Below are 24089 nucleotides of genomic sequence, written 5' to 3'. Positions count from 1 at the left end.
CGTTCAGGCCCAAAAGATGGTCTTGCGGTTCATGACCATGGGAAAATCGTAGCTGTCGGCCGTCTTGGCGCCGCCGGAAACGACCACAAGCAATAACACCAAATACCCGACTTATCTTCTGCATGCTTCTCATCCGCACCATGCGTGATTCTTCCCGACCTGCCTGGCGTTAGAAATTCACCGTCGCGGTAAAAAGCCACACGTCGCCCTCGAGGCGGTTTTTGGCATCGAACTCATTGTAATAACGCGCCTTGAGGTAGAGGTTGGATGTATCCCCCAGCGAGATCATCCCGCCGACCGTCGGCCCCCAAGCGTACACCCGCCCCTTGAAGTCCTCGGGGGCGCCCCGGCCGCTGTCTCCGCTGAGTTGCTGATATGCATAACCAACGAAACCAAGGTGGAAGTTCTCCGACAAATGCTGGATCACCGCGAGGTCGAGATGAAACTCATCCCCTGATTCGTAGTCCGTGTCCGTGTTCTCGAAATTGAAGGTGATGCCTGCCGCACCGGAAAGTTCCAGCCCGACATCTTCATTCAGATACGTCACCGACAGCATGGGTTCTATCGCCCAATGGTTCCTACCCGCATTGATCAAACGATTCTTGTCGTAGTCGCCGGTCGGGGCGTACACGTTGAGCGTGGTCATATAGTGTAGAAATCCGGCGTGCCAGCAGCATGCCGATGAAGGTCGTATCGCCGATGTCCGTCTCACTGGCGTCGGCACGTCCGCCGAAAGGGATGTCGTAGGTGCCGCCCAAGGGTCCGGTCAACGACAAGACCCCGCTGCCACGCAACGTGAGATCCGAGTCGACATAGGGCAACCACACGCTCACACCGGGCCGCCCGCCTAGAATGTCCGCATCGAAGACGTAGGTCAGCGTGACGATATGGGCGTAGGACTCGGCCTCCGTGTCAACACTTCCGGTCAACTGCGCGGGAAGCTCGAAGCCGGTGCCGGGGATTTGGACCTTACCCGAGGCGGAAACAGGGGTCGTGGTGTCACCCTTGTAATAGTATAGATTGTAGCCGACATAAGTGCCCGGCTCGGGCATGATGCCCGCCTGGGGGCCCACAAGCCCCAGCGCGTAAACCCCGGACCCGCCCTCTACCGCATGGGCCGCCCCCGCCGGAAACAAGACGGCCCATGCGATCAAGCAAATCAAGACGGCCAAAAACCAAAAATTACGTTTCACCTCGGGCTCCTCTCATGATTAAAAGAATGACGTCGATCTTCACGGATCCGTAAAAAACCCGATCTCGGGCAAATTGGACATTTCTGAATGGACACTATCTAACCATATGGCTCATGTTATCCAGCGCCGGAACGGTGACATTTTTTGCCGGTTGAAAACGGTCAAACATCTCAAAAACCTTGATAAGTTCATCTTTTTTCCTTTTTCCAATTCAACCGCTTTCGAGTCGATGGCTTCTCCCAGGTCCAGCGAGCTGAGATAAAGCGTTGCCCAGGTTCCGGAATCCAGCTTCACCACGAAATCCGCCTCGCGGTAGTAATCCGCCGGGACGGGGATATACTCCGCAATCCCCCGGCGCACGTGCAGTCCCACGGCCGGCTTGCCCGCATCGGTAAAGACGAATTCCAATACCTGATCCGTGTCCTGACTCTTTTTGGGGTCGATACGCACCCGGAAGAAATCCACAAAGGTCGTGGGCGATCCAGCGATATTTTCAGGCGCAGGGGGAATCAGGCGCGGAATCGTTACGTCTCCCTCCAAAGCACGGGCCTCGGAGAGCAGAAACGCCCGGGGGATGGACCCGGTGGTGAGCTGGCCGAGTTTGCGCAGGATGTCTGCCTTTAACTGGCGCACGTCCTTATCCATGGGATCCAGCCTGTAGGCGTATTGAATGACCTGGGCGGCCCAGGCGTATTCCTTCTGCTCCAGGGCTTTTTTAGCGGCGGAAATGACGTTGTCACGGCCGCCCATGAGGGCGACCATGCGCCTGGCTTCTTCCTTGGGGTGAATCTTGAACAGCTTGGTGACGTCGTTATCGAACCAACCGATGGCATACTGGTAGACCGCGGCCGGAAAATGAGCGCTTTCGCCATAGACTTCGGCGTTTTCAAGAATTTCATTCAGGTGGGGCGGGTAGTATATCTCATGGGATATCTCGTCAGGCCCCCGACCGCCCAGTATGCCGCGCAGTGTTTGGTCGAAGGTCAAGGTGATCTTGTCCATGTAGCCGTTGAGCCGTTTCAGCACCTCCTCCTTGCCGACCACGGCACGCGCGTGGGTGTTCAGGAGAATGGTCGGCTGCAGGTCCCGCATCATGGCCAGACCGTCGCGCCAGGTCCGGGGATCCCGGTACACGCCGCCGCGCAAGGTGTAGAGATTCGGGGTTCCCGGCCAGAAGAAGTTATTCAGGACAATACCCTTTTCCGGAATCCAGACCGTCAGGTTGTGATCATCGGAGATATACTTGGTGAAAAACTGCATCTTGATGCCCAGTACATCCATGGTTTCCCCATGTTCCGGCGTCACCGTTGCCGGCAGATGGCTGGTGGGCAAACCGAAGGGGATCACGCCGCCCAACCGGGCATCCGGTCCCTCCTCCGGCAGAAAATTATTCATCTGGACCACGGCCCTGGCGGTCAGGACAGGGCCGATTTCACCATACACCGATGGGGCCCGCCGCCCCTCAGATTGGCCTGCACGGTGTCGTTCAGCGTGGGGTGGCCGATCACCATGACATCCTCGGGGTTGTCCACCAGGGCACCGGCACCCAGGGCATAATGGGAGTGGCTGTAGATAATCACCTTGATGGGCTTGTCGCTGATCTTCTCGATGGCCGCGCGGATGTGGCGGGCCTCTTCATCGTTGTCGCCCGTGTCGTAAACGATCAAACCGTCCTCGGCCTCGATGACCGACGTGTTGGCCACCGAATACCCGCCGATGCACCAGACCCCTTCGGCCACCTTTTGGGTGGTGGGCTTCAGATACATGATTCCAGGTAGTTTCTGCAGGGCTTCGGAATTGGTGATCGCACCGTTTGGCGCCGTCACCAATTCCGCCGGACCGCCCATATAGCGGGAAGAGGGTACGCGCTCTTCTTGTTTGGCATCGGTGGTACTTGAAAAAACGAGCAGACCCAAGCCCAGCAACACTGTTCCGATATGCTTAAGCATGACTACCTCTTTTTTGACTTAAAATGGAGGAGTACGGGTTCACCTTCTCCTTCGATGAGAACGTTCAGGTTGAGACCGTTGATTTTCATGGTCTTGCCGCGAAGACGCATTTCTTCTCCTTTGATTTAAGAAGGAAGAACCGTGATTATTTAACGGGCTCGATGCGCGGGAACGTCCAGGAGCCATCAAGGATTTCCTTGCGCGGCGGGCACATCCGCACGGCATCGTTCCACCCTTCGGTCATCGGCAGGTCGTTCACGCTTTTGGGGCCCCCGCCGAAATGGATTGTGACCGATCCGTTCTCGTTGGGTCTTACGGAAAACCGGAGGGAGAGATCTCCCTATTTGGTCATTTCACTCTCTCCGCATCGCCAGGAATCCAGGTCTTGTCGAAATAGGATTGCTCCGGGCCGTACAGCCGCAGATAGATAAAGCAGCCTGCATTCGGACGGGTCTGCACCCAGTTTGCCTCGGCAACGCCATCGGGAAGCTTAGGCCCGAAATAGGCGTCAAAGGAGCCGTCATCGTTCGCTTTGGCGCCATGTACCGAACCCACCAGCGGGCGACCAAGGTCATTTTGAATCAGGGACCGGGTCTCGTTGTCATAGGCGGTGAGGGACCAGAACCAGGCGGCAGGAACATCTTTGGGAAGATGGATCTTGTAGGTATGCTCGCCGCTCAGCCATTTGCCATCGGCGTCTTTGTAAAGGCCGATATACTGGGAACCCAATCCCGGCACCGCGACCACCATGGATTTTGCCGTGCCGATGGCCTCGAAGGCGTATTTGCTGCGTTGGTCGATGGCCATGTAATCCGCTGTATGAAAGATCGGATCGCCGAAGAATATGTTTTTCCACTGCCGTTTTCCGGGATAGGCGTAGAGGACCTTTTCCGGTATGCGCGGTTGCCAGGCCAGGGTCTTGGCCATGGCCCGCCCTACTTCGGCGGCTTGGGTGAGGATGTTCTGCATGCGCGCATCCGGCTCGAAAGGCCTGCCATGGGCAATGCCCAGGGTTTCCAGCATGCCGAGCATGGCCATGTCCTGGGAGCGGGGCGGATTTTCATCGATGTAACGCGCCAGTCGTTTGAAGTACTCGAAGCCCTCGTGGGTCAGCAGGTTGGCTTCTTTTCCGGTAAGGGAAATGAACTTGGTCGGCGGCGGCTCCTTGGCCTCTGACAGCTTGTACTGCCGGTAGGTCTTAATGTGCTCGACCAGTTTGGGAAGATCGTCGCGGGTCATCGGTATGCCCCTAAGGTAGAACACCACGATGTTCGAATCCGACGCCACGACATGATGATGGAACGCGGGCAAGGGCTCGTCATAGCCGGGTGGCAGGATCAGAAACCGTCCGCCGCGGTTCTGTTCCGGGGAAAAGGGGCCGCCCAGATCGCACAGGGGCTGTTGCCAGATATTGTTCAGGGTTCCCAGAAGTCCGGCTGGCACCTCCATCACCATGGGGCCATTGCGCAGATCCAGGACGCCTGACATGTAAGGTGTATCCTGGTTGGCGGTAAGAACCAGATGTTGCTGTTCCGCGAGCTCGTCCGCGATGAGAACCGCGCTGCTGCCGCAGCCCACTCGGATGTGCTCGTCGGCCATGGCCCCGTAGGAGGCCATGGGCAAGGCCCAGAGATAGGCCTGCACGGCACGTTGGAAATCAAGTTCGTCGTAAAGTTGCTGCGCCGTTTTTTCCGTGGGATAGCCGCTGGTAAAAGCGAGTTTCCCGATTCTGGTTTTTATTGTCGTCTCCGCCCAACCGGTAGCGGCAGCCGTCGATAACAGGCAAATCGCTATTGTCATAATCGTCTTTTTTCTCATTTTGATTCCCCTTTGTGTCCATGTTCATTGACCGAGCACAGGGTACAGCAACTATTGGATCAACTCGACCTCACCAGGCCTCCAGCTCTTGTCAAACCAGGCTCCAGGGGGCCGTAAAGACGAAGAATCGGAAACCAGGACTTTTCGGGCACCGTTTCTATCCAATTGTTTTCTTTTCCTTTTGGTGCTTCAGGCCCGAAATAGAGATCGATGGACCCATCGGCATTGGCGACCATCTTGTCGGCCTCGCTGTTTTTGCTCGGAAATGGGTTGGATGTTTGCAACTCGGATCGCGTTTGGGGGTCGTAAATCACAACCGACCAGAAATCCTTGGCCGGCACGTTGGCGGGGATATTTAACTTATAGGTTTTGCCGCCATCCAAGACATTGCCCTTACTGTCCTGGGTGATCATGGCGTATTGTGAACCCAGACCGACCATTTTAAGCACCATGGCAGGGGTGTTCACGGTTGCGCCGTAGAAGAACAGGGTGCGTGCATCCAGGTAGCGCCCGCCGGCCCCGTCATCTTTCAACCACTCATGGTTGCCACCGATAAAGCCGACCTTCCAGTAACTGTTTTCATACAGGTATGCCTCCTCCTGGGGGGTATAAAAAATCAAGGATCGTGCCGTGGCATTGGCAACCGCCACCGCATCGATCAGAATCTTTTTGAGTTCGGGACTCGGCTTGAATTCCTTGCCCTTTTGCAGGCCGATACTGGCGAATAGCCGCGTAGCTCCGGGTCGATAAAATCAATGGGCTCTTTCTGCAGCACGTCGTTAATTTCTTCATAAAAGGTGAAGTCATTGGCGTGGATGGTATTGTATGAAATACCCGAGCCGGAGGTGATGACCATCTTGGGCGGGTTGTCTTTTTGGGACAGCGGGTAGACGTGCACCTGCTCGGAAAACATTTTGGCGGCCGCATCCGGTTTGCCGTCCACAAGAAAGCCCCTGAGAACGAACAGATTGATGTAGCTCGGCGATCTGGCAACAAAGTAACCTTCAGGTTCCTCTCCCTGGTAGCCCGGAGGCAGAATCAGGTACTTGCCGCCCTTGCCCCGGTCCGGACCCGGCATTCCCATATCCACCACAAAACGGAAATAGGCATCATTGACGGTTCCCGGACCGGTACCCGGCGGCACTTCAATCACCAATGGTCCGGTTTTTTCCAGATCGAAAGAACTGAAGGCGTAAACCGTATCCGTGTTGGCGGTAAGAAAGAGTGGATTCGAGTCCATCAACTTATCGGTCACGATCATGTGGTGGGCTTCCGTGACCCCGATGCTTTTATACCCTTGCACCAGTGCATGGATGGATGCCATGGGCACACCGTTGAGAAATACCTCCACACCGCGAAGAAAAGTCAGGTTTTCAAGAGCCAATGCTGCTGTTTCCTTGGACGGGACACCGTCAAAGAATTCAAGCGTTCCAATGCGGGTTTTCACCTCGTCCGGTGTCATGATGGAAGGTGGGATGGGCGTGTTATAGCCTTTTGGGATTTCTTGCGCGCGGACAATGCCTGACAGAAAAAGGGTGACCATGCAGGCAACGAGAAATCCTTTACTCATTTTTTTTAAATTATTCACAGGTCAATTTCCTTTTTATTAGTGAATAGATCCATTGTTAACAAAAACACGCTCACCTCAAACTCCCACCGGCCAGTGCGTCGGCCTCCGCCTGGCAATCCCCGGATGGCTGGAGGCCTTTTGCCCGAGCTTGCGAATATTCTTTCTTGGCCATTTCCAGGTCCGCGAGGAATTTTTGATCGGTATGCAGCCGGGCCACAACGGCGGCGCCCATGGTTCGCCCTTCGGCAACGTCGCTGTTCCAATGAGCGTTGCAGATGATGCGGCTTTCACCATAAGCCCGGCCCCGGGCGAGAATGGCCTCTGCCCGATCCGGCGCAATCTCCGCGAGGATCAGGGCCCAGGCCCAGCCGTAGGTCGTATGTCCGGAAGGATATGAGCCGTCCTTTTTCAAGTAATCCTCGTCATCCGGCGTGCAGGTGGGCTGCTGATTCACCATGAACGGGCGTGGGCGCTTATATTTTTTCTTGGCAGCGGAGCTCGAGAGCCCGGCATCGGCCAGGGTGCGGCGCAACAGCATGTAAAGGAACGGCGTGTCGCTCTCTGTGACCGGGATGCCCAGGGCGCATTCGAAGGTGCCGGCCGTTCCCGGAAATAACACTTCAGCGTCTTTGGTGGCCATATCCCAGCGCAACGTATCGCGAAGGGCGAGCCCCTTTCGGCTGATCTCTTCATCCAGGGCAAGGGCTGCCGAACCTTCAGCCGGAGGCGGCGGAACGATTTTCAGACTGTTGAGCTGTGCATCCTCACTTAAATAACCCGTCAGGATGCCGGGCATGATCTCCGGCACAGGGTCCGGAACCTGCTTTTGAAGGCCGGCACAACCCATCAACAGCCCCAAGCATAGAAGCGTCAAAAACATCGGTCCTTTTCTCACTAAATCGACACGGATAAACATGACAGAAAAACTCCCTTGTTGTGGTTGAATGTTCTATTCCACCCGCGTCAGCGGCGGCAGCTTCCAGGTCCCGTCCAAAGCTTCCGCCTTGGACCAGTAGAATCGCATTATCGGGAATATGTACCTGTGGCGGCAACGCGGTAGACGCGCACAAAGACAAGCAGGATGGTGGAATTATTTCTTTCCGCCAGTCTTACTTGAGCATTTCGATTTTCCCCGGCCGCCAGGTCTTGTCGAACCAGGGTTCCAAAGGACCGTACAACCGAAGGATAAGCCAGAAGCCCTTACCGGAAACCGTCTGCACCCAGTTGTTCTCTTTGCCTGCCGGCGCCTCAGGACCGAAATAGATGTCGGTTGAACCGTCCGTATTCATTTCAACCTCTCCACTCTGGCTGTTCAGGCTCGGGAACGGCTGGTCGGTCTGCAGCATGGAGCGGGTCTGCGCGTCGTAGAGCACGATGGACCAAAAGTCCTTGGCCGGCACATGGGGAGGCAGCCTGAGTTTATAGGTTTTTGAACCATCCAGATACTCGCCGTCGGCGTCACGGCAGGCGGCGGCATATTGGGAACCGATGCCGGGCATGGCCACGGCCATGGCCGGGGTGATGCCGATGGCGTTGTACATGAACTGGGTGCGGGCATCGCGGTTGAGCCAGCCGTCCTCGGTCATGAACTCGTGGTTGCCGATGGTAAAGGGGTTGAACCAGGTTCGGTCCGTCTCCGGATAGAGGTAGATGGAATCGTCGCGGGAGGCGAAACTGACGGATCGCGCGATGGCCGCCCCCACCCAGGCTGCCTCCTCAAGGATTTTGCGCATGTGCGGATCGGGATTGAAGGGCTGGCCCTTGACGATACCGAGCAAGGCCAGGCGACCGCGGACCTCCGGGTCGATGGCCTGCGCATGCTCCTCTTGAATCAGGCTGTTCAATTCCTCGAAAAAATGAAAATCATTGGCATGGATGGTGTTGTGGACTTTTCCGGAAACATTCTTGAACTCCATGGCCGGCGGGCTGTCTGCCTGGGCCAGGGGGTAAATACGCAACTGCTTTTTAATACTGGCCACCGCCGGGCCGGTATCCCCATCGACCAGGAAGCCACGCAGAAGGAACCACACCCCGTAGGTTTTGGAGCGGAAAACGTGAACCCCCTTTGGTACGTCGCCGTCATGGCCGGGCGGCAGGATGACGAACCGGCCACCCTTGCCCTTGTCCGGGCCGGCGTTGCCGATGTCGCCCACGTAACGCATCCACATGTCATCCAGGATGCCCAGGACGTTGGGCGGCGATTCGATAACCGTGGGACCCTTTTTCTTGAGATCGATGAAGGTACTGGCATAGACGGTCTCCGAGTTGGCCGTGAGCCACAGGGATTTGGAATCCATGAGGTTCTCGAACACCGCCACCTGGTGGGAGTCCATGATGCCCAGTTGCCGGTGGCCCTCTCGCAAGGCCACCATGGAGGCGGCGCGCATCTCATCCAGGAACACATCCACGCCACGCTGGAAATCCAGAAAATCGTAAGCCCTTCTTACGGTTTCCGCCTTGGGAAAACCGTCAAAGAACTCGAGCGGACCGATACGGGTGTCGATTCTGTCCGGCACGATGATCGATTCCGGAATGTCCGTGGCCATGCGCATTTTGGGAAGGGCGGCGGCCTCGGCAAATTCACCACCAAACATTAAGAGGATCAGGAAAATGGAGAGCCTGACGGTAAGGGGCCAGTGCATGATTTCCCTCCTAAAGGGTAATGGGTTCGATTTCAGAAGACCACGGCGACGTCCACCCGGCGGTTGGGCTGCCGATCAGTGAAAACCGCCATTACCACGTCTCGCTGATCCGCTCCTCGATCTCACATTCCAGGCTTCGCTTCAGCTCCTGGTACTCACGGCGCCTTTCCAGCGCCTGTTCTTGTTGGGATCGCGTCCAGTGCGCGATTGCGTTGGTGCAACTCTGATAGTCATCGCAAAGGGTTTGAAAGGATGCGCTGCTCCGATACAATCGTCGCAAAGAATCCTTTGCGGATGGGAATTGCTGCATGATCAAGAACAGGCCTGGGTGGATCACCGACATGGTCTCTCCCGACATTCCATTGAAGACATATTGCATTGATCTCCCCGGTCAGGTGTGTAATATTAATATTTACCGTTGACTACCTATTATAGGATAAATTAGGTTTCGTTTTTTCCACGCCATTATATAGCAATAGAAAAAAGGACAAGCCGGAATCATGGCCAATAACGGATCACTCCATCCGGCAGCGGCCCCGGTGGATGGCTCCAAGTTCTCACCGTCGGCAGTTCAAGAGCAAATGTCACGGATTCTGGCTCATCGGAGTTCAACGCCACGGATTCCCAACGCGCATTTCTGGAATATGTGGTCGCAAAAGCACTGGCCGGAAAGGAAGACCAGATCAAGGGATACGCTGTCGCCACAGAAGTATTCGGTCGGCGGGAGGATTTCGATCAGGCGACCGATCCTGTCGTGAGCATTCAGGCCAACAAGCTCCGACGGGCCCTTGAACGCTATTACCTGGTGGCCGGACGAAACGATCCCCTCCGCATCGACATCCCGAAAGGCACCTACGTTCCGACGTTCCAGCAACGCTGCACCGAAACGGAAACGGCGCTCCCTCACGATGACCACCATGCCAGGACGTGTTTTGAGATAACCTGGCCGAGCCTGGCGGTCCAACCCCTTGTCAATCTGACCGGTAATCCGGAACTTGAGCATGTGGGAGCCGCCATCGCTTCCGAAATTGCCTCGGAAATCACATGCTATCAGGAAATTCGCGTCATTTTGCAGTTTCCGGAGAAAAGAAAACGGCGTGCTACGGACAAGGGGGCACGGTTCGTCTTGAGTGGGAGCATCAATACCGATCTGTCGAACCTCAAGGCGAGCGTCATTCTGACAGACCTGTCAACAGGGATGCAAATTTGGGCCGACACCTACCGCGCAGCGTTGAATCCCGCCCACCTGATGATTTTCGCGGAAGAGGTTGCCAGGACGGTGGCCGGCAAGAGCTGCGCCGAATACGGAATCATCGCCAAACAACTGTCCGTCGAATCGAAACACACCCCCCCCAGGCAACTGACCACCTACGAAGCCATGCTGCGGTATCATGAATTCAACGCCCAGTACACCCACCAGGCATTTCTCGATGCCATGCGGGCGCTCCAGCAGGCTTCGAAAAGCGAACCTGATTGCGGGTTGGTCTGGAGCCTGATGGCGCGTTTGTATGCGATCAATTACGGCACCGAGTTGTTTGCAGTGGATACGCCCATCGATGAAGCAGTGGGATTCGCCCAGACCGGTGCCAAACTCGACCCCGGCAACCAACGGACCCGAGGGGCCTTGTCGTTCGCCCTGATGCTTGCCAATGAAATCTCGGCCGCCAGGGTTGAAGCCGATCGAGCCCTGGCCTTGAATCCGGATTCGTTAATCTTCCTTGACGGCATCGGCTATTTGTTAACGCTTCTCGGGGATTGGCAGCGAGGCCCCGCCCTGATCAGAAAAGCCATCGATATCAATCCCTACTACAATCCCATTGTCCACCATGCCTTGTGGCTGGATATGTTCCGCCGGCTGGATTACAGACAGGCCTATCTGGAAACGTTGAACTTCAAGACCCCCAATCTGTTCTGGGAGCATGTCATGAAAGCCGCGACCCTTGGCCATTTGGGCCGTATTCCGGAGGGCTGTCAGGTCGCCGATGGATTGCTCACACGCAAACCCGACTTTGCCCAGCGGGGCAATTTTTTGATTCGTCACTTCATCAAATTCGATGAGATTGTCGAGCGAATGTTGGTTGGGTTGAGCCGTGTGGGTATCGATGTCGAGGGAAATTGAACCTCAGGAGGCTTTCCGGCGGCTTCAAAAATCAGGAATCTGAAAAAGAATCTACCCATCGAGAACCTCTTTAACCTTGATTGCCAGTTCTTTCCGGGAAAAGGGCTTTTGGATAAAATGACAGCCTGTGACTCTGCTTCCAAACAGTTCGGGCCTGGGACCAGAACCCTGGGAGAACTGTCTGCAGGCATAGGTTGGGGAAATCTGCCTGTAAAGAAGAACGAACGGATAAGGTTGCCGAAAATAAATAATTCCCCCAGATCGCACCGGATTTGAAGTCGTCTACAAGGCGCCGCCCCCCCCCCGTGCATATCAGGGAATATGTGCGGGGGGCGGCAACACGGTAGACGGGCGCAAAGACAAGCAGAATGGAGGAATTATTTTTTTCCGGCAACCTGATATCAGCAAAGGAGTTGACCAACGATGACCTTACCCTTGATGAGAAACTACATAGACGGCGAATGGGTGGAATCCGATGCCACCACCTGGGGGGATGTCTTCAATCCGGCCAAGGGAGAGAAGATCGCCCGTGTGGCCTACGGTACCGCGGCGGATGTGGACCGCGCGGTTCAGGCCGCCCTGGCCGTATTCCCCATTTGGCGCGAAACCCCGCCGTTGACCCGGGCGCGCTATCTCTTCCGCTTGAAGGACGCCTTCGAGGAGAACTTCGAGGAGATCGCCGAAACCCTCACCACCGAACACGGCAAGGCCATCGACGAGGCGCGCGGCGAAGTGCGGCGCATGATCGAAAACGTGGAGCATGCCACCGGCGTGACCACCTTGATGTGTGGCTACACCCTGGAGGATATCGCCAAGAACATCGATTGCTATGGCCATCGCCAGCCCATGGGCGTGTTCGGCTGCATCGCGCCGTACAACTTTCCGGCCATGGTGCCCTGGTGGTTTCTGCCCTATGCCGTGGTGACCGGGAATACCTTTGTGTTCAAACCCTCGGAACAGGTCCCCATGACCCAGACGAAGATCATGGAGATCGTCGATGAGGTCGGTTTTCCCGAAGGTGATCAACATGGTTCACGGATCAAGGGACGTGGTCAACGCCATGCTGGATCATCCCGGCATCCAGGGCATCAGCTTCGTCGGATCGACACCCACGGCACGCCACATCTACCAGCGCTGCGGTGCCACTGGGAAACGGGTCCAGGCCTTGGGCGGCGCGAAGAACATTGTTGCCGTCATGCCCGATGCCGACCTTGACCAGGGCATGCCCTCCCTGCTGACCTCCTTTTTTGGCTGTACCGGCCAGCGCTGTCTTTCCGGTTCGGTTCTCGTTCCCGTGGGCGATGCGGCCGATGGGGTGGTCGAACGCTTTGTCGCCGGTGCCCGGACGGTGAGCGTGGGTGACGGACTCGACGAGCAGACTTTCATGGGGCCGCTGATCAGCGCCGCCCACCGCCAGCGGGTTCTGGGATATATCGAAAAAGGGATCGCCGAAGGCGCCGATTTGGTCCTGGACGGTCGCGACGCCAAGGTGGACGGTTATCCCGAGGGATTCTTCGTCGGGCCGACGATCTTCGACAATGTCACGCCGGCGATGACCCTCGCTCGCGAGGAGATTTTCGGACCGGTGGTGAGCATTGTCCGCGCACCCGACATGAATGCGGTGGTGGAGTTGGTCAATACCCGCGGTTTTGCCAATGCGGCCTGCATCTATACCACCAGCGGCGCGGCTGCCCGGGAATTCAAATATCGCGTCAAACCGACCATGATCGGGGTCAACATCGGCATTGCCGCACCCATGAGTTTTTTCCCCTTTGGTGGTGCCGGCAACTCCATGTTCGGCGATATCAAGGGCCATGGCCAGGAAGCGTTTCTCTTCTATACGGACATGAAAGTGGTCATTGAACGGTGGTATTAGCAATCGACCCAACGATCGGAGGATGTGATGCCCCTGACCAATTTTGGTGCCATCTTGAACTTTGCCGAAACGCTGGAGCAAACGGACATGACTTTCTACGAGGCCGCCGCCGCTGCGGTGCCCGACGCTCCCCGAAAAGCGCTTTACACGACGCTGGCCAAGGAAAATAAGAAAAATGTATCCTTGGTTCAACGCACGCGTCGGGAGAATGTCACCGAGATGATCCTCGAGCCGATTCAAGATTTCGAGCGTACCCGTTATCAGGTTCCAACCGCCGATGCCGTCCATATGGATCCGACGGCCATTCTGCCGGCGGCGCTTTCCCGCGAGGCGCGTGCCATCCGCTATTACACAGATGCCGCCGAGAAAATCCGTGCGCTGCCGGAAGTCTCCCGGGCGCTGACATCGTTGGCCAAGAAAAGAGGCCGACGTCTGGCGCAATTGAATTCCCAGTGACCTGAAGCGAATATCGGATCCGGGGGCCGGGCAAGCGAATCCCACGGTTTCCTTTTGCCGTGATTTTGGTTATGATCAACACGCCTGAGGGATCGGATCCATGGCTTGGCGATACAAGGGGGCAGCGCCAAACGCCTTTGTTGCTTCATGCCGGAACCGCTGACAAGGGCAGGGGAACACCGCTTTGCTCATCCAAGGAAGAAAGATCGTGGATTCATGGCCGTGACGAACAAACCTTATCCTAGGGAATCCGGTTGTCGCGAGTCCGATTATCGGTTCAAGCAGTTTCATGAACTGATGGCCTGCAAGGTGCGTGATATTCTTCTGGTTTCGACACCTTACGACGCCTGGATCATGGAGGACGACTGCCGGTTATCCGAGCGGATCGTCAATGAGTACCGCGGCCTGAACCTCAGCCAGCCCCCGCGCCTGACTTGGGTCTCATCCGCTGAAGAAGCCCTGTCGGCGCTGGACGCCAAACCTTTCGATATGGTTGTCACCATGCCGCGCCTGGCCGATATGGGCGCCGCCGCGCTGGGGCACAAAATCAAAAAAAAGTCCCCGGGCTGCCGGTGATTCTGTTGGCCCATGATGCGATTCCTTCGCCGGAGGTGATCGAGCCGCAAAACGCGCCGGGCATCGACCGGACCTTTATCTGGTCCGGCAACACCGATATCCTCGTCGCCCTGATCAAGAGCGTCGAGGACCGCATGAACGTGGAGGCGGATACCGCATCGCTCGGCGTGCGGGTCATTCTCTTTGTTGAGGATTCACCCTATTACCTTTCCTCCCTCCTGCCGATTCTATATCGCGAACTGGTCTTTCAGACCCAGGCGGTGATGGAGGGGACCCTGAATGAAGAGCATCGTCTGGTCACCATGCGGGCGCGACCCAAGATTCTGGTCGCCAGCGACTACGAAGAGGCCGTCGCCCTTTACGAACGCTACGAATCCTTTGTTCTCGGCGTCATTTCGGATGTGCGCTTCTCACGGGGCGGCCAACTCGATGAATCTGCCGGCGTGTATTTCCTCCGCCATGTCAAGGCCCGGCGTTTCGATATCCCCCTGCTGTTGACCAGCTCGGAATCGGCCAACGCCACCAAGGCGGCATTGCTGCCGGCGGCCTTCGTGGACAAGAATTCCGATACCCTGCACCAGGACGTGCGTCTTTTTTTCAAAACCTATCTGGGATTCGGCGATTTCGTTTTTCGCATGCCCGATGGCGTGGAGATCGGGCGCGCTTCCAACCTCAAGGCGCTGGAGCAGCATCTGCTCACCATCCCAGAGGCCGCTTTCCGCTACCATTGCAACCGCAATGACTTTTCGCGCTGGCTGTTTGCCCGTACGGAAATGGCGCTGGCCGCCGAAGTCCGGCCGATCAACGATGGCGACTTCACCGATGTGAACAGCCATCGTCACCATCTGGTGGAAATGATTGCCGCCCGGCGCAAGCGGCGTCAAAAGGGTATTGTCGCTGACTTCGATACGGCCGATGCCGATTTTGATACCGAATTCTTCAAGATCGGCAAGGGCTCGCTGGGGGGCAAGGCCAGGGGGATGGCCTTCATCACCGCTTTGTTGCGGCAGCATCCCGAGGTGGGCGAGCATTATCCGGGTGTGGAGATTGTCGTTCCCCAGACCCTGGTGATCACCACGGATGGCTTCGAATCCTTCGTGGAAGACAATCAGTTGCGCTACCTCTCCAAGGCGGATCTTCCCGATGAGGAGATTGCCGCGATTTTCGTGAACTGTCAATTTCCGGGCTGGATCGAAGCCAAGCTGCGTGACTACCTGGCCCAGGTGACCTATCCACTGGCCGTCCGTTCTTCCAGTCTGTTGGAAGACGCCCAGTTCAGGGCCTACGCCGGCCTTTATCGCACTTACATGATCAGCAATGACAGCCCGGATCTGGAGCGCCGACTCGAGCATCTGATCCATGCCATCAAGCTGGTTTATGCATCCACCTATTATCGGGGACCCAAGGCTTTCTCCAAACGGGTCGGTCACCGCACCGAAGAAGAGCAGATGGCGGTGATCATCCAGAAACTGGTGGGTTCACGCTATCACGACAGCTTTTATCCAGCGATTTCCGGCGTGGCCCAGTCCTATAACTACTACCCCTTCGCGCGGATGAAACCCGAGGAGGGGATCGTGACCATCGCCATGGGGCTCGGCAAGACCGTCGTGGAAGGCGAGAAAACCCTGCGCTTTTCACCGGTTCACCCTCAACTGCTCCCCCAGCGCTCCACGGTGGACGATATCCTCGAAAACGCGCAACGCTTCTTTTATGCCCTTAAGATGGAGGGCCGATGCCATTCGCTGGCCGCCAATGATGCGGCTTGCCTGTGGCACCGCGAAGTGGCCGAGGCCGATGACGAACTCCCCTTGCAGCTCTTGGCCAGTACCTATGTGCCCGACGAACACCGCATCCGGGATACGGTCCATATCCCGGGTATACGCGTCCTGACATTTGCGCATATTCTTAAATACAACGAATTCCCTCTGGCGGGCATCATCCAGGATCTTCTCAAGCTCGGCGAGCAGGGCATGGGCTGCCCGGTGGAGATCGAGTTCTCGGTTAACTTGCCCGGCCCCGATGCATCTCCCGAGTTTGCCTTCCTCCAGATCCGGCCCATGACCGCCCGCGCCGAACTGGAACAGGTCGACATTTCCGCCGAAGAGATTGCGCGGTCGCGTTGCTTTTCCCCCATGGCGTTGGGCAATGCGGTCAAGGAGGACATGGCTGACATTCTTTTCGTCAAGCCGGAAAGCTTCGATCCGGGCAAAACCGCATTGATCGCGCGTGAAATTGCCAGGCTCAACGCCGCTTTGGTCAACCAAAAACGCAAATACCTGCTGATCGGGCCGGGCCGCTGGGGGTCGGCGGACCGATGGCTGGGAATTCCGGTGGCCTGGGCCGATATTTCCGGTGTCGGTGCCATGATTGAGACCGAGTCGGACAAACTCGTCGCCGAGCTGTCGCAGGGGTCCCATTTTTTTCACAACATAACCACCCTGGGCATCAATTACATCACCGTCTCAACGCATGCCGGTGGCCGGCTGGACTGGGATTGGCTGACGTCGCTGCCGCGTCAAAGCGACCTGACCTATGTTGCCCATGTACGCCTGGAAGATCCGGTGACCCTGAAAGTTGACGGACGACGGTCGCAGTGTGTTATTGTTTAACCAAAAGACTCTGAAAATGGGGGAGGAAAAAAACATGTCGGATATTTTGCAGCTCGTAAAAGATAAGGACCCCGGAGAGCGGGAGTTCCACCAGGCGGTGATGGAAGTAATGGCTTCCATCAAGCCGGTGATGGACCGCAACCCCGAGTACCGGGCGGCCAAGATCCTGGAGCGCCTGGTGGAGCCCGAACGGGTGATTCTCTTCCGGGTGCCTGGGTGGACGATCAGGGGCAGATCCAGGTCAACCGCGGATTCCGCATCGAGATGAGCAGCGCCATCGGCCCGTACAAGGGCGGCCTGCGCTTTCATCCCTCGGTGAACCTGGGGATCTTGAAGTTCCTGGCCTTCGAGCAGGTGTTCAAGAACGCCCTGACCACCCTGCCCATGGGGGGCGGCAAGGGCGGCAGCGATTTTAATCCCAAGGGCAAGAGCGACATGGAAGTGATGCGCTTTTGCCAGAGTTTCATGGCCGAGTTGTTCCGCCACATCGGTCCGGACACGGACGTGCCGGCCGGCGACATCGGCGTGGGAGCGCGCGAGATCGGCTATCTTTTCGGCATGTATAAAAAGCTGCGCAACGAATTCACCGGGGTGTTGACCGGTAAGAGTCTCAACTGGGGGGGTAGCCTGATCCGTCCCGAGGCCACGGGTTACGGTTCGGTGTACTTCGCCGCCGAAATGCTGGCCACCAAGGGTCAGACCCTGGAAGGCAAAACCTGCCTGGTTTCCGGATCGGGTAATGTGGCCCAACATACCCTCGAAAAACTGATTGAACTCGGAGCCAAGCCGGTGACCTGCTCGGACTCATCGGGCTATATTTTTGACCCCGAGGGGATTGATCGTGACAAGCTGGCTTTCCTGATGACCCTCAAAAACGTACGCCGGGGACGCGTGAAGGAATTTGCCGAGAAGTTTCCGACAGCGGCCTACACGCCCGTTGACCCGGCAGAGGAGTTCAATCCGCTCTGGAATCACAAGGCGGACTGTGCTTTTCCGTCGGCCACCCAGAATGAAATCAACGCCGTCGACGCCAAGCACTTGGTGGACAATGGCATTATCATGGTTTGTGAAGGCGCCAATATGCCGACCGTGCCGGCGGGAATCGATATCTTCATCGAGCACCGGTTGCTTTACGGTCCGGGAAAGGCAGCCAATGCCGGTGGGGTTTCGGTCTCGGGGCTGGAAATGACCCAGAACAGCATGCGTCTTGCGTGGACCCGTGAGGAAGTGGACAACCGCCTGCGGATGATCATGAAGAGCATTCACCACACCTGCCTGGCGGCCGCCGAGCAGTACGGAACGCCGGGGAATTACATGAACGGTGCCAACATCGCCGGTTTTGTCAAGGTGGTGGATGCCATGCTGGATCAAGGCGTGGTTTAAACTCAACCAGCCCCTTCCAAGGAACAACGGCCTGATTTCCGGCAACCTAAAAACAAGAACGGCATCCTGCATCAGGATGCGTTCTTGAAGATGGCTTTATCTATTGATTACAATCGGACCACATTGGCAGCAGCGGGGCCACGGTCGGTTTGTTCCACATCGAAGGTCACGCGATCACCTTCCGCCAGTGTTTTGAATCCATCGGCTTTGATTGAAGAAAAATGAACAAAGATGTCGCCCTGACCTCCTTCTTGTTCGATGAAACCAAACCCCTTTTTGTCACTGAACCATTTTACAACACCGTTAGCCATTTCTGCAGCCTCCTTAAAATAAGTGAAAATCCCGGTCTCGAACATTGGCTGCCGCCGTACAGCGGTATTCCCCATTTGTGCGCAAGACCTATCCGACCCGACGATCGGTTACCACACAATAACAGGATGTATCAATAAAAAAACCATATTCAGCGGTCCGGGCGATGCTGTCGTCCGGTGAACGGATCATGAATCATACACAGAGTAAACACCCCGACCAATGCGTTTCATTTTTCCCTTCTTGCAGGCGCGGTGAACAATATTACTGATCTGTTTCTCGTTCAGGCCGGACTTGCCTCTCAAGGACTCCACGGTAATTCCCTTCTTAAATCGTTTCATGATGGCAAGTACCTGATCGGTCGGTGTTGTTCCTGCAGCTTTGGTTTTGGCCACCCGGGTACGCCCCCCTTTTTTCGCCGGGGCTTGAGTCGCGGGGTCTGCTTCAAATGCCGTGGCCATGCTTTCAGTCTTTTGGGAGAGGCTTTCAAGCTGTCGGGCGATGGTTTTCAACTCTCGGGCTAGTTTTTTCATGACCTGCGTCCTCCATGTAAAAGGGGGTGAAAAAGACCTTTCCTCCTGAGACGATATATATGGAGAAAGAACGCACTGCCGTTTCATCATTTGGCATACTTCCTCAGTCGCTGAACGGCAGTGCGGTTGATTTTGCCGTTATTCGACCCAATCGCCGGAAGACCGGCAATCGGCCGGACGTTGCCGAGCTGAGAAGGATCATGCAGCTTTATTTCAAATAGCCGATACGTTACGTGAGAACAAACGAAACCCAAAATGCAACGCCTTTGAGAAAGAGCATAATGGAAGCCTGGATAAATGTCAAGCTACCAAAATATCACTAAAAATTGATTTACTCGACTGCTTGTGGCATGTTAAAGCAGATTCCGGTGAGATGGCGGGGGGGCGATTTCATGCTTATTGACGCACGCCAATGCCGACTGAATGCCGGTCTACCAGGTTTTGAACGGCCCGGTATCCAGATGGATGGCCCGGCGAATTGAGCGACAACGATCGAAAGCGTGGTCGATGGACGATAATCAAAATAACGACAGGTCAACATGCGGTTCCCGTCGGACGGGAATCGATCGGCGCTGGATTCATTCTCCGGGATATCATCCGGAACGACGCCAGGGAGGAGACCGGCGAAAGCGTGCCAGCCGGCTTTCCCGAAAAAAATTGAGGAATGTGACGCGTGCGAGACATTGGATGGCCGTGAAAATACGGATGGCGGCGACCGGGGTCATCTTATAGAGGATGAATGAGGATCGCAGTGATGCGCTTGCGCTACCGCGGCGTATGGACGGGGAGCCGCCAGTCCGTTCCCAAACCGGCGCGTTGGAGAAGATCAACCGCCCTTTGCATGTGGATACCGATCGTATCCACACCGTGAGAATCGTCACCCGGAACGACATCAATCCCTAACCGGGCGGCCGCTTTGAGGATCGGCGCACACAGGTACGCTCATCCGCGCCTTTTGTCAGCGGACGAAGGTTGAAATCGAGGATCAGGTCAAGGGATTGGATCAATTCCAGGTTGCGCATGATTTTCTCCCAGATGACCGGTTTGATCATCCGGGAACGGTAGTCCGGATCGAAAATCCGGATAATGTCCAAGTGGCCCACCACCCGCGGATTGAGCGCCTGGATCATCTCGTACTGCTGATCGAAATAGCGGGCATACAAACCATCGATACCACCGCAGTGAGCGGCTGCCGCCGCATAATCGTCTTCGTTCGAATCAAAGGGCAGGTCATCCACGTGGTGCATGGAGCCGACCACGTAATCGGGTGCGTAGGTGGTGATGAGTTCCCGGGCCAGTTCAATGCTTCCCGTGTAGGTTTCGGTCTCAAAACCCACATAAATCCGGATGCGGTCCCGGTACGCGTCCCGGAGTTGCCGGCAGGTTTGCATGTACGCGGCAAAACGCGTTTTCAGGGCATCAACGTCCAGCCCGGCATCGATCTCCTCGGGATAGACAAAACGCTCTGATGCCGGTGGCATGTGTTCGGTGATGCCGACCCAGGCAAAGCCCTTTTGCACATAGGCTTGGATCACCGCTTCGAGGGTATCGTGCGCATGTCCGCAAAACTCACCGCTATGACCGCCATGGATCGAGACCGGGGAAACGTTCATTATGGCATCCTAACTTGATGACGGTTTCGGTCTGCGGACCAAAAACGCCTGGCGACGGGGCTCGGGCAACCGCTCAATGGCATAGCGCAGCATGGTCCGCGGCATTTCCGGTGCGTGGGTTTCCAGAAAGGCCACGAGGGCTTTTTCGTTCCGCTTGCCGGCTTCCCGCAGCATCCAGCCAACGGCCTTGTGAATCAGGTCCGCCCGATCGGCCAACAAGCGTTCGGCCAACTGCAGGGTCTCACCGATTTCGCCTGCGCGGATGAACTGGAAGGTCGCCACGATGGCGATGCGGCGTTCCCACAAGCTGGTAGACCGCGCCAGCCGATAGAGGACGGACCGCTCCCGCTGCAGCAGAAATGCACCCAGGATCACGTGGGCCGAGCAATCCACCAGATCCCAACTGTTGATCCAACGGGTGTGCGCCAGGTAGAAGTCGACGATGGCTGACTGCTCCTGTTGCACCGCCCGTTTAAACCGACCGATTAGAAGAAACAGGGCCAGCTGGCGATGTTCGTGAACCGGATCGCACAGCAGGGTTTCAATCACGGTCATGCCGGCACCGGCGTGTCTTTTTGCCAGCTGGCGCAATTGGGGGACCTTGATGCCGATAAATCGGTCCCCTTCGCCATACTCTCCCGGACCGGTCTTGAAGAAGCGGCTCAGCTGGCGTGCCCTGGCTTCATTGGCCATGGTGGCCATTTCACGAATGAGGCCATCGGCCGGGTGATCGACTTCGGCAATGCTGAAGTTTTGCCTGAGAAGATTGACGATGGGCAGAAAATGGGGTTTGGGCATGGCCGACCACGGGAACCAGTCCCATCGCTCGCACTTATGCGGCTCCTTGACAATGGGCTCTCCTTCGGTCGTTTCGGCGATGACGAAAAGGGTGACGTAATGCTTCTGCTCTTTCTCGAAAATGTCGTTGGTGAACGGCCCCAAGCGCCATCGGGAGATCGTCAGACCGGTTTCCTCGGAAAGTTCACGCCGCGCACACGCCTCGATGGATTCGCCAAACTCAAGATGACCGCCGGGAAATTGCCACGTTCCGGCGCCATGGGCGCTCTTGCGCTTGCCCAGCAGCACGCGACCGTCCCTTACGACGATAATGCCGACACCGATCAACGGCCTTTTCTGTTCTGCGCCCATGCCCGCCTGTCATCGTTTTTAGCTATTGCGGATCCGAAAACCTGCTTTCTGCCGCAAATGCTTCCGTGCGGTCTCCTCCAATATTGCGGATTACAGGGTGTAGAGGATGACCAGACACCGGGTGATTTCCGCAGAGAGACTTTTCAGCTTATGCGGGGTATTGGAGTGGAAGTGGATCGACTCACCCTGGTTCAGCGTGTGCACCTTGCTTCCCAGGGTGAACTGGAGCCTGCCCTCCATGACAAAAATAAATTCTTCGCCATCGTGCTTATACGCCACCGGTTTGTGATCATGATGGGGCTCGATGGTGATCATAAAGGCCCTGAGGTGGTCGTGTTCCGCGCCCGAGGTCAAGGTCTGATAGGAGTAATTGCGGGTCCGATTGACGTAAGCCTGCGTGCGCTGGTCGCGAATCTGAGCCTTCTCATCCTCGCGCAGAAACATCCCCGGATCGACACCATAGGCCGTGGACAGGCGTAAGAGAAAGGCGACGGGTGGCGAAACGTCACCCGACTCGACGCTGGTGATGAACTCCGGGGTCTGACCGGTGGCATCGGCCAGTTGCTCGCGGGTCCAGTTTTTCGCCTGGCGAAGGTGTTTGATCTTTTCGCCGAATCCACGCTTTTCCGTCGGGGTTGCCCCGTCCACACAGATGTCATCGGCCAACCGACGCATGACCGTCTGCTGGATCTGGGTGGTCAACACGGGCAGGAAAGAGGTGGCATCGGCCACCACGCCGATGTCGGCGATACGAAAAATCGGCGCGGCCGGATCGCGGTTGATGGCGACGATGGTTCCCGCGTCCATGATGCCGGCCGTGTACTGGACGGCTCCCGAGGTTCCCACCGAGATCAGCAGGTCAGGGCGCACGGTCTTTCCGGTTTGGCCGATCAGCCGATCTTCGGCGATCCAATGGTTGAGCACCGGCGGGCGGGTTGCGGCGAGCTGACCGGTCAGTGCGGCAGCCAGTTGACGAACGGCGCTGAAATTTTCGATGGTCCCCAGACCGGCACCGCCAACCACCACGGTACGGGCGTTTTCCAGATCCTCGGCACTGACCGGGGCGCGTTGGCTGGAAATCCGGCGGATGCCTTCCGCCGGCGGCGGGCAGTCCACACCGATGCGTGTGGTGCGGCCGGACCGCGTCCGATCGTAAGTCCCGGTAGCCCCATGGGGTTGGACGGTGGCAAACCCGGTACCGTGACCGGCGGCGTAGGTGATTTCAGCCATGACCTCGCCGCCCCAGGCCGGGCATAGACCGACGATCGCCCCATCTTCTGCCTGCTTCAAGGCGATGCAATCCGCCATCAAGCCGGCACGGCATGCGGCGGCAGTGCGCGCGGCCAGGTCGCGGCCGAAATCGGTCAGGGGAAAGAGCACCAGGCGGGGGCGTCGCTCTTTGATCTGCGGCGTGAGAACATGGGTAAAGGGATGCACCATGGGAGAAGCGAAAGCATCGTTTTCGAAAAACAGGACCTCATCGGCCCCCCAGGCAAAGGCTTCCGCATCGATGCCGCCCTCGCGTACGGCGCAGGCTTCATCTGCGGCAAGGGTTAACAGCGGTTCGGCGGTTGTTTTCAGGGCAAACAGAATCACCCGGTCAGCGGTCTGGCGGGCCAGTTCGGCTGCCTTGACCACCACCTTCATGCTGAGGGTCAGTAAATCGTCGCTGCGCAGGTCCCCGAATACCCAGATTTCGTTGGTCGTTGCGTTGGTCATGATCGTTATGTGTGTCTTTTCGTTAAATGACGCTTTTTGTATTGACGAAACGCTGGTGAAAGCGTGCCGGGGTTGACGCCAGCCTTAGCCGATCAAACCCTTGTCGGCCAATTGTTGAACCAGGGTTTCCGCCTGATCCGCCGGGGGCCCCTCAATCCACTGGCAGGTGCGCTGTTTTTTCACCGCTTTCATGGATAACACCCGCGTGGGGGAGCCGGCGTCGCCCACCTGATTTGCCTCAAGTCCCACATCCGCGATGCCCAAGAGCGCTACGGACATCGTATCGAATGCCGCGCCAAGCCGACCAAAGCCGGATCGCGCGGTTGGGCGGCCGAAGGATGGATGGTCAGTGCCGCCGGTGCGCTGAGTTGATACCGTTCCTGGAAACCATCGATCTGGCGATCGACGGTAAGGGCGCTGTCCGTGGCGTCAAAACCGGTCACACCGGTCACCATCGGGATGTCAAGCAGAACGGCCGTCTGGGGGCCCACTTGTCCGGTATCGCTGTCGGCCGTGCGGGTTCCGAAAAGTAACAGGTCAAATGGGGAAACGTGCCTGACCATGGCGGCAAGGGC

22 protein-coding genes and 2 pseudogenes are annotated in these 24089 nt (G+C 57.0%); 7 read left to right on the top strand and 17 right to left on the bottom strand.

The features are described 5' to 3' along the window. Positions 1-169: 169 nt before the first annotated feature. The 10 genes from JCM12296_RS07655 to JCM12296_RS07615 all read right to left on the bottom strand — a co-directional run bounded on the left by JCM12296_RS07655 (position 170) and on the right by JCM12296_RS07615 (position 9551). Positions 170-646 carry a SphA family protein gene (locus JCM12296_RS07655; protein WP_083455939.1) on the bottom strand — a complete coding sequence of 159 codons (477 nt, stop codon included), beginning with the start codon at positions 644-646 and terminating at the stop codon, positions 170-172. Continuing rightward, entirely contained in the window at positions 579-1193 is a 615-nt protein-coding gene (locus JCM12296_RS07650; RefSeq protein ID WP_054691361.1) for a transporter family protein, read from the bottom strand. Before JCM12296_RS07650 ends, JCM12296_RS07655 begins: the two co-directional genes overlap by 68 nt. 111 nt (positions 1194-1304) lie before the next feature. Beyond that, positions 1305-2636: an alkyl sulfatase dimerization domain-containing protein gene (locus tag JCM12296_RS07645; protein WP_054691360.1), complete on the bottom strand. Its 1332-nt coding sequence runs from the start codon at positions 2634-2636 to the stop codon at positions 1305-1307. Beyond that, positions 2609-3142 carry an MBL fold metallo-hydrolase gene (locus JCM12296_RS07640; protein WP_054691359.1) on the bottom strand — a complete coding sequence of 178 codons (534 nt, stop codon included), beginning with the start codon at positions 3140-3142 and terminating at the stop codon, positions 2609-2611. The genes JCM12296_RS07645 and JCM12296_RS07640 overlap by 28 nt, the downstream gene beginning before the upstream one ends. Before the next feature lie 348 nt (positions 3143-3490). After that, the gene (locus JCM12296_RS07635) at positions 3491-4960 is read right to left on the bottom strand and encodes a DUF1254 domain-containing protein (protein WP_054691358.1); all 1470 of its coding nucleotides are present in this window, start codon (positions 4958-4960) and stop codon (positions 3491-3493) included. A 59-nt stretch (positions 4961-5019) separates the two neighbouring features. Next, complete coding sequence (locus tag JCM12296_RS41510; RefSeq protein WP_218188004.1) at positions 5020-5580, bottom strand: DUF1214 domain-containing protein; 561 nt, start codon at positions 5578-5580, stop codon at positions 5020-5022. Positions 5581-5618: 38 nt separating this feature from the next. Next, a complete protein-coding gene (locus JCM12296_RS39680; protein WP_172683804.1) occupies positions 5619-6548 on the bottom strand; it encodes a DUF1254 domain-containing protein in 930 nt (309 codons plus the stop codon). Positions 6549-6600: 52 nt separating this feature from the next. Then, complete coding sequence (locus JCM12296_RS07625; protein WP_281491955.1) at positions 6601-7404, bottom strand: acid phosphatase; 804 nt, start codon at positions 7402-7404, stop codon at positions 6601-6603. Between the two features lie 235 nt (positions 7405-7639). Beyond that, positions 7640-9172 carry a DUF1254 domain-containing protein gene (locus JCM12296_RS07620; RefSeq protein WP_054691357.1) on the bottom strand — a complete coding sequence of 511 codons (1533 nt, stop codon included), beginning with the start codon at positions 9170-9172 and terminating at the stop codon, positions 7640-7642. A gap of 91 nt (positions 9173-9263) precedes the next feature. Beyond that, positions 9264-9551, bottom strand: coding sequence for a hypothetical protein (locus tag JCM12296_RS07615; protein ID WP_054691356.1), 288 nt, complete (start codon positions 9549-9551; stop codon positions 9264-9266). A 267-nt stretch (positions 9552-9818) separates the two neighbouring features. Between JCM12296_RS07615 and JCM12296_RS07610 the strand changes: the two genes are divergently transcribed. The 6 genes and pseudogenes from JCM12296_RS07610 (at position 9819) to gdhA (ending at position 18191) form a co-directional block, all read left to right on the top strand. After that, a complete protein-coding gene (locus JCM12296_RS07610; protein WP_054691355.1) occupies positions 9819-11291 on the top strand; it encodes a hypothetical protein in 1473 nt (490 codons plus the stop codon). 423 nt (positions 11292-11714) lie between these two features. Then, positions 11715-13167, top strand: a pseudogene (locus tag JCM12296_RS50285) (CoA-acylating methylmalonate-semialdehyde dehydrogenase). Between the two features lie 27 nt (positions 13168-13194). Then, positions 13195-13623, top strand: coding sequence for a hypothetical protein (locus tag JCM12296_RS07600; protein WP_054691354.1), 429 nt, complete (start codon positions 13195-13197; stop codon positions 13621-13623). A 222-nt stretch (positions 13624-13845) separates the two neighbouring features. Beyond that, positions 13846-14199, top strand: a complete 354-nt coding sequence (locus JCM12296_RS43770) for a hypothetical protein (protein ID WP_246804059.1) — start codon at positions 13846-13848, stop codon at positions 14197-14199. 5 nt (positions 14200-14204) lie between these two features. Next, positions 14205-16808, top strand: a complete 2604-nt coding sequence (locus tag JCM12296_RS07595) for a PEP/pyruvate-binding domain-containing protein (RefSeq protein ID WP_246804058.1) — start codon at positions 14205-14207, stop codon at positions 16806-16808. A gap of 34 nt (positions 16809-16842) precedes the next feature. Then, positions 16843-18191 (top strand): annotated as a pseudogene (gene gdhA / locus JCM12296_RS07590) (NADP-specific glutamate dehydrogenase). A gap of 107 nt (positions 18192-18298) precedes the next feature. Here the strand turns inward: gdhA and JCM12296_RS07585 are convergent. After that, positions 18299-18502 carry a cold-shock protein gene (locus JCM12296_RS07585; protein ID WP_054691387.1) on the bottom strand — a complete coding sequence of 68 codons (204 nt, stop codon included), beginning with the start codon at positions 18500-18502 and terminating at the stop codon, positions 18299-18301. 186 nt (positions 18503-18688) lie between these two features. Then, entirely contained in the window at positions 18689-19033 is a 345-nt protein-coding gene (locus JCM12296_RS07580) for a hypothetical protein (RefSeq protein WP_054691353.1), read from the bottom strand. 59 nt (positions 19034-19092) lie between these two features. On the opposite strand from JCM12296_RS07580, the gene JCM12296_RS37960 reads away from it, so the two are divergent. Further along, entirely contained in the window at positions 19093-19254 is a 162-nt protein-coding gene (locus JCM12296_RS37960) for a hypothetical protein (RefSeq protein WP_157067442.1), read from the top strand. A gap of 678 nt (positions 19255-19932) precedes the next feature. On the opposite strand, the gene JCM12296_RS07570 is transcribed toward JCM12296_RS37960, so the two are convergent. From JCM12296_RS07570 to JCM12296_RS07550, 5 genes are all read right to left on the bottom strand, one after another. Next, complete coding sequence (locus JCM12296_RS07570; protein ID WP_246804057.1) at positions 19933-20646, bottom strand: histidinol-phosphatase; 714 nt, start codon at positions 20644-20646, stop codon at positions 19933-19935. 9 nt (positions 20647-20655) lie between these two features. Continuing rightward, the gene (locus JCM12296_RS36075) at positions 20656-21795 is read right to left on the bottom strand and encodes a DNA alkylation repair protein (protein ID WP_083455937.1); all 1140 of its coding nucleotides are present in this window, start codon (positions 21793-21795) and stop codon (positions 20656-20658) included. Positions 21796-21885: 90 nt separating this feature from the next. Continuing rightward, positions 21886-23514 carry an FAD-binding protein gene (locus JCM12296_RS07560; RefSeq protein WP_054691351.1) on the bottom strand — a complete coding sequence of 543 codons (1629 nt, stop codon included), beginning with the start codon at positions 23512-23514 and terminating at the stop codon, positions 21886-21888. Positions 23515-23598: 84 nt separating this feature from the next. Continuing rightward, entirely contained in the window at positions 23599-23793 is a 195-nt protein-coding gene (locus JCM12296_RS07555) for a hypothetical protein (protein WP_054691350.1), read from the bottom strand. Beyond that, the coding region (locus JCM12296_RS07550; RefSeq protein WP_422698625.1) for an electron transfer flavoprotein subunit beta/FixA family protein at positions 23784-24089 on the bottom strand (306 nt) is incomplete at its 5' end. The genes JCM12296_RS07555 and JCM12296_RS07550, both read right to left, overlap by 10 nt.

The sequence above is a fragment of the Desulfosarcina cetonica JCM 12296 genome (assembly GCF_001311845.1).
GTDB classification, from domain to species: Bacteria; Desulfobacterota; Desulfobacteria; order Desulfobacterales; family Desulfosarcinaceae; genus Desulfosarcina; species Desulfosarcina cetonica.
This window is presented reverse-complemented; position numbering and strand designations above follow the sequence as displayed.

Excerpts from the sequence above, each read along its gene's own strand:
- JCM12296_RS07655 (WP_083455939.1), bottom strand. The coding sequence starts at position 646 with ATGACCACGCTCAACGTGTACGCCCCGACCGGCGACTACGACAAGAAT.
- JCM12296_RS07640 (WP_054691359.1), bottom strand. The coding sequence starts at position 3,142 with ATGCTTAAGCATATCGGAACAGTGTTGCTGGGCTTGGGTCTGCTCGTT.
- JCM12296_RS07570 (WP_246804057.1), bottom strand. The coding sequence starts at position 20,646 with ATGAACGTTTCCCCGGTCTCGATCCATGGCGGTCATAGCGGTGAGTTT.
- JCM12296_RS07560 (WP_054691351.1), bottom strand. The coding sequence starts at position 23,514 with ATGACCAACGCAACGACCAACGAAATCTGGGTATTCGGGGACCTGCGC.
- JCM12296_RS07635 (WP_054691358.1), bottom strand. The coding sequence starts at position 4,960 with ATGAGAAAAAAGACGATTATGACAATAGCGATTTGCCTGTTATCGACG.
- JCM12296_RS36075 (WP_083455937.1), bottom strand. The coding sequence starts at position 21,795 with ATGGGCGCAGAACAGAAAAGGCCGTTGATCGGTGTCGGCATTATCGTC.
- JCM12296_RS07620 (WP_054691357.1), bottom strand. The coding sequence starts at position 9,172 with ATGCACTGGCCCCTTACCGTCAGGCTCTCCATTTTCCTGATCCTCTTA.
- JCM12296_RS07580 (WP_054691353.1), bottom strand. The coding sequence starts at position 19,033 with ATGAAAAAACTAGCCCGAGAGTTGAAAACCATCGCCCGACAGCTTGAA.
- JCM12296_RS07555 (WP_054691350.1), bottom strand. The coding sequence starts at position 23,793 with ATGTCCGTAGCGCTCTTGGGCATCGCGGATGTGGGACTTGAGGCAAAT.
- JCM12296_RS07615 (WP_054691356.1), bottom strand. The coding sequence starts at position 9,551 with ATGCAATATGTCTTCAATGGAATGTCGGGAGAGACCATGTCGGTGATC.
- JCM12296_RS37960 (WP_157067442.1), top strand. The coding sequence starts at position 19,093 with ATGGAGAAAGAACGCACTGCCGTTTCATCATTTGGCATACTTCCTCAG.
- JCM12296_RS07600 (WP_054691354.1), top strand. The coding sequence starts at position 13,195 with ATGCCCCTGACCAATTTTGGTGCCATCTTGAACTTTGCCGAAACGCTG.
- JCM12296_RS07585 (WP_054691387.1), bottom strand. The coding sequence starts at position 18,502 with ATGGCTAACGGTGTTGTAAAATGGTTCAGTGACAAAAAGGGGTTTGGT.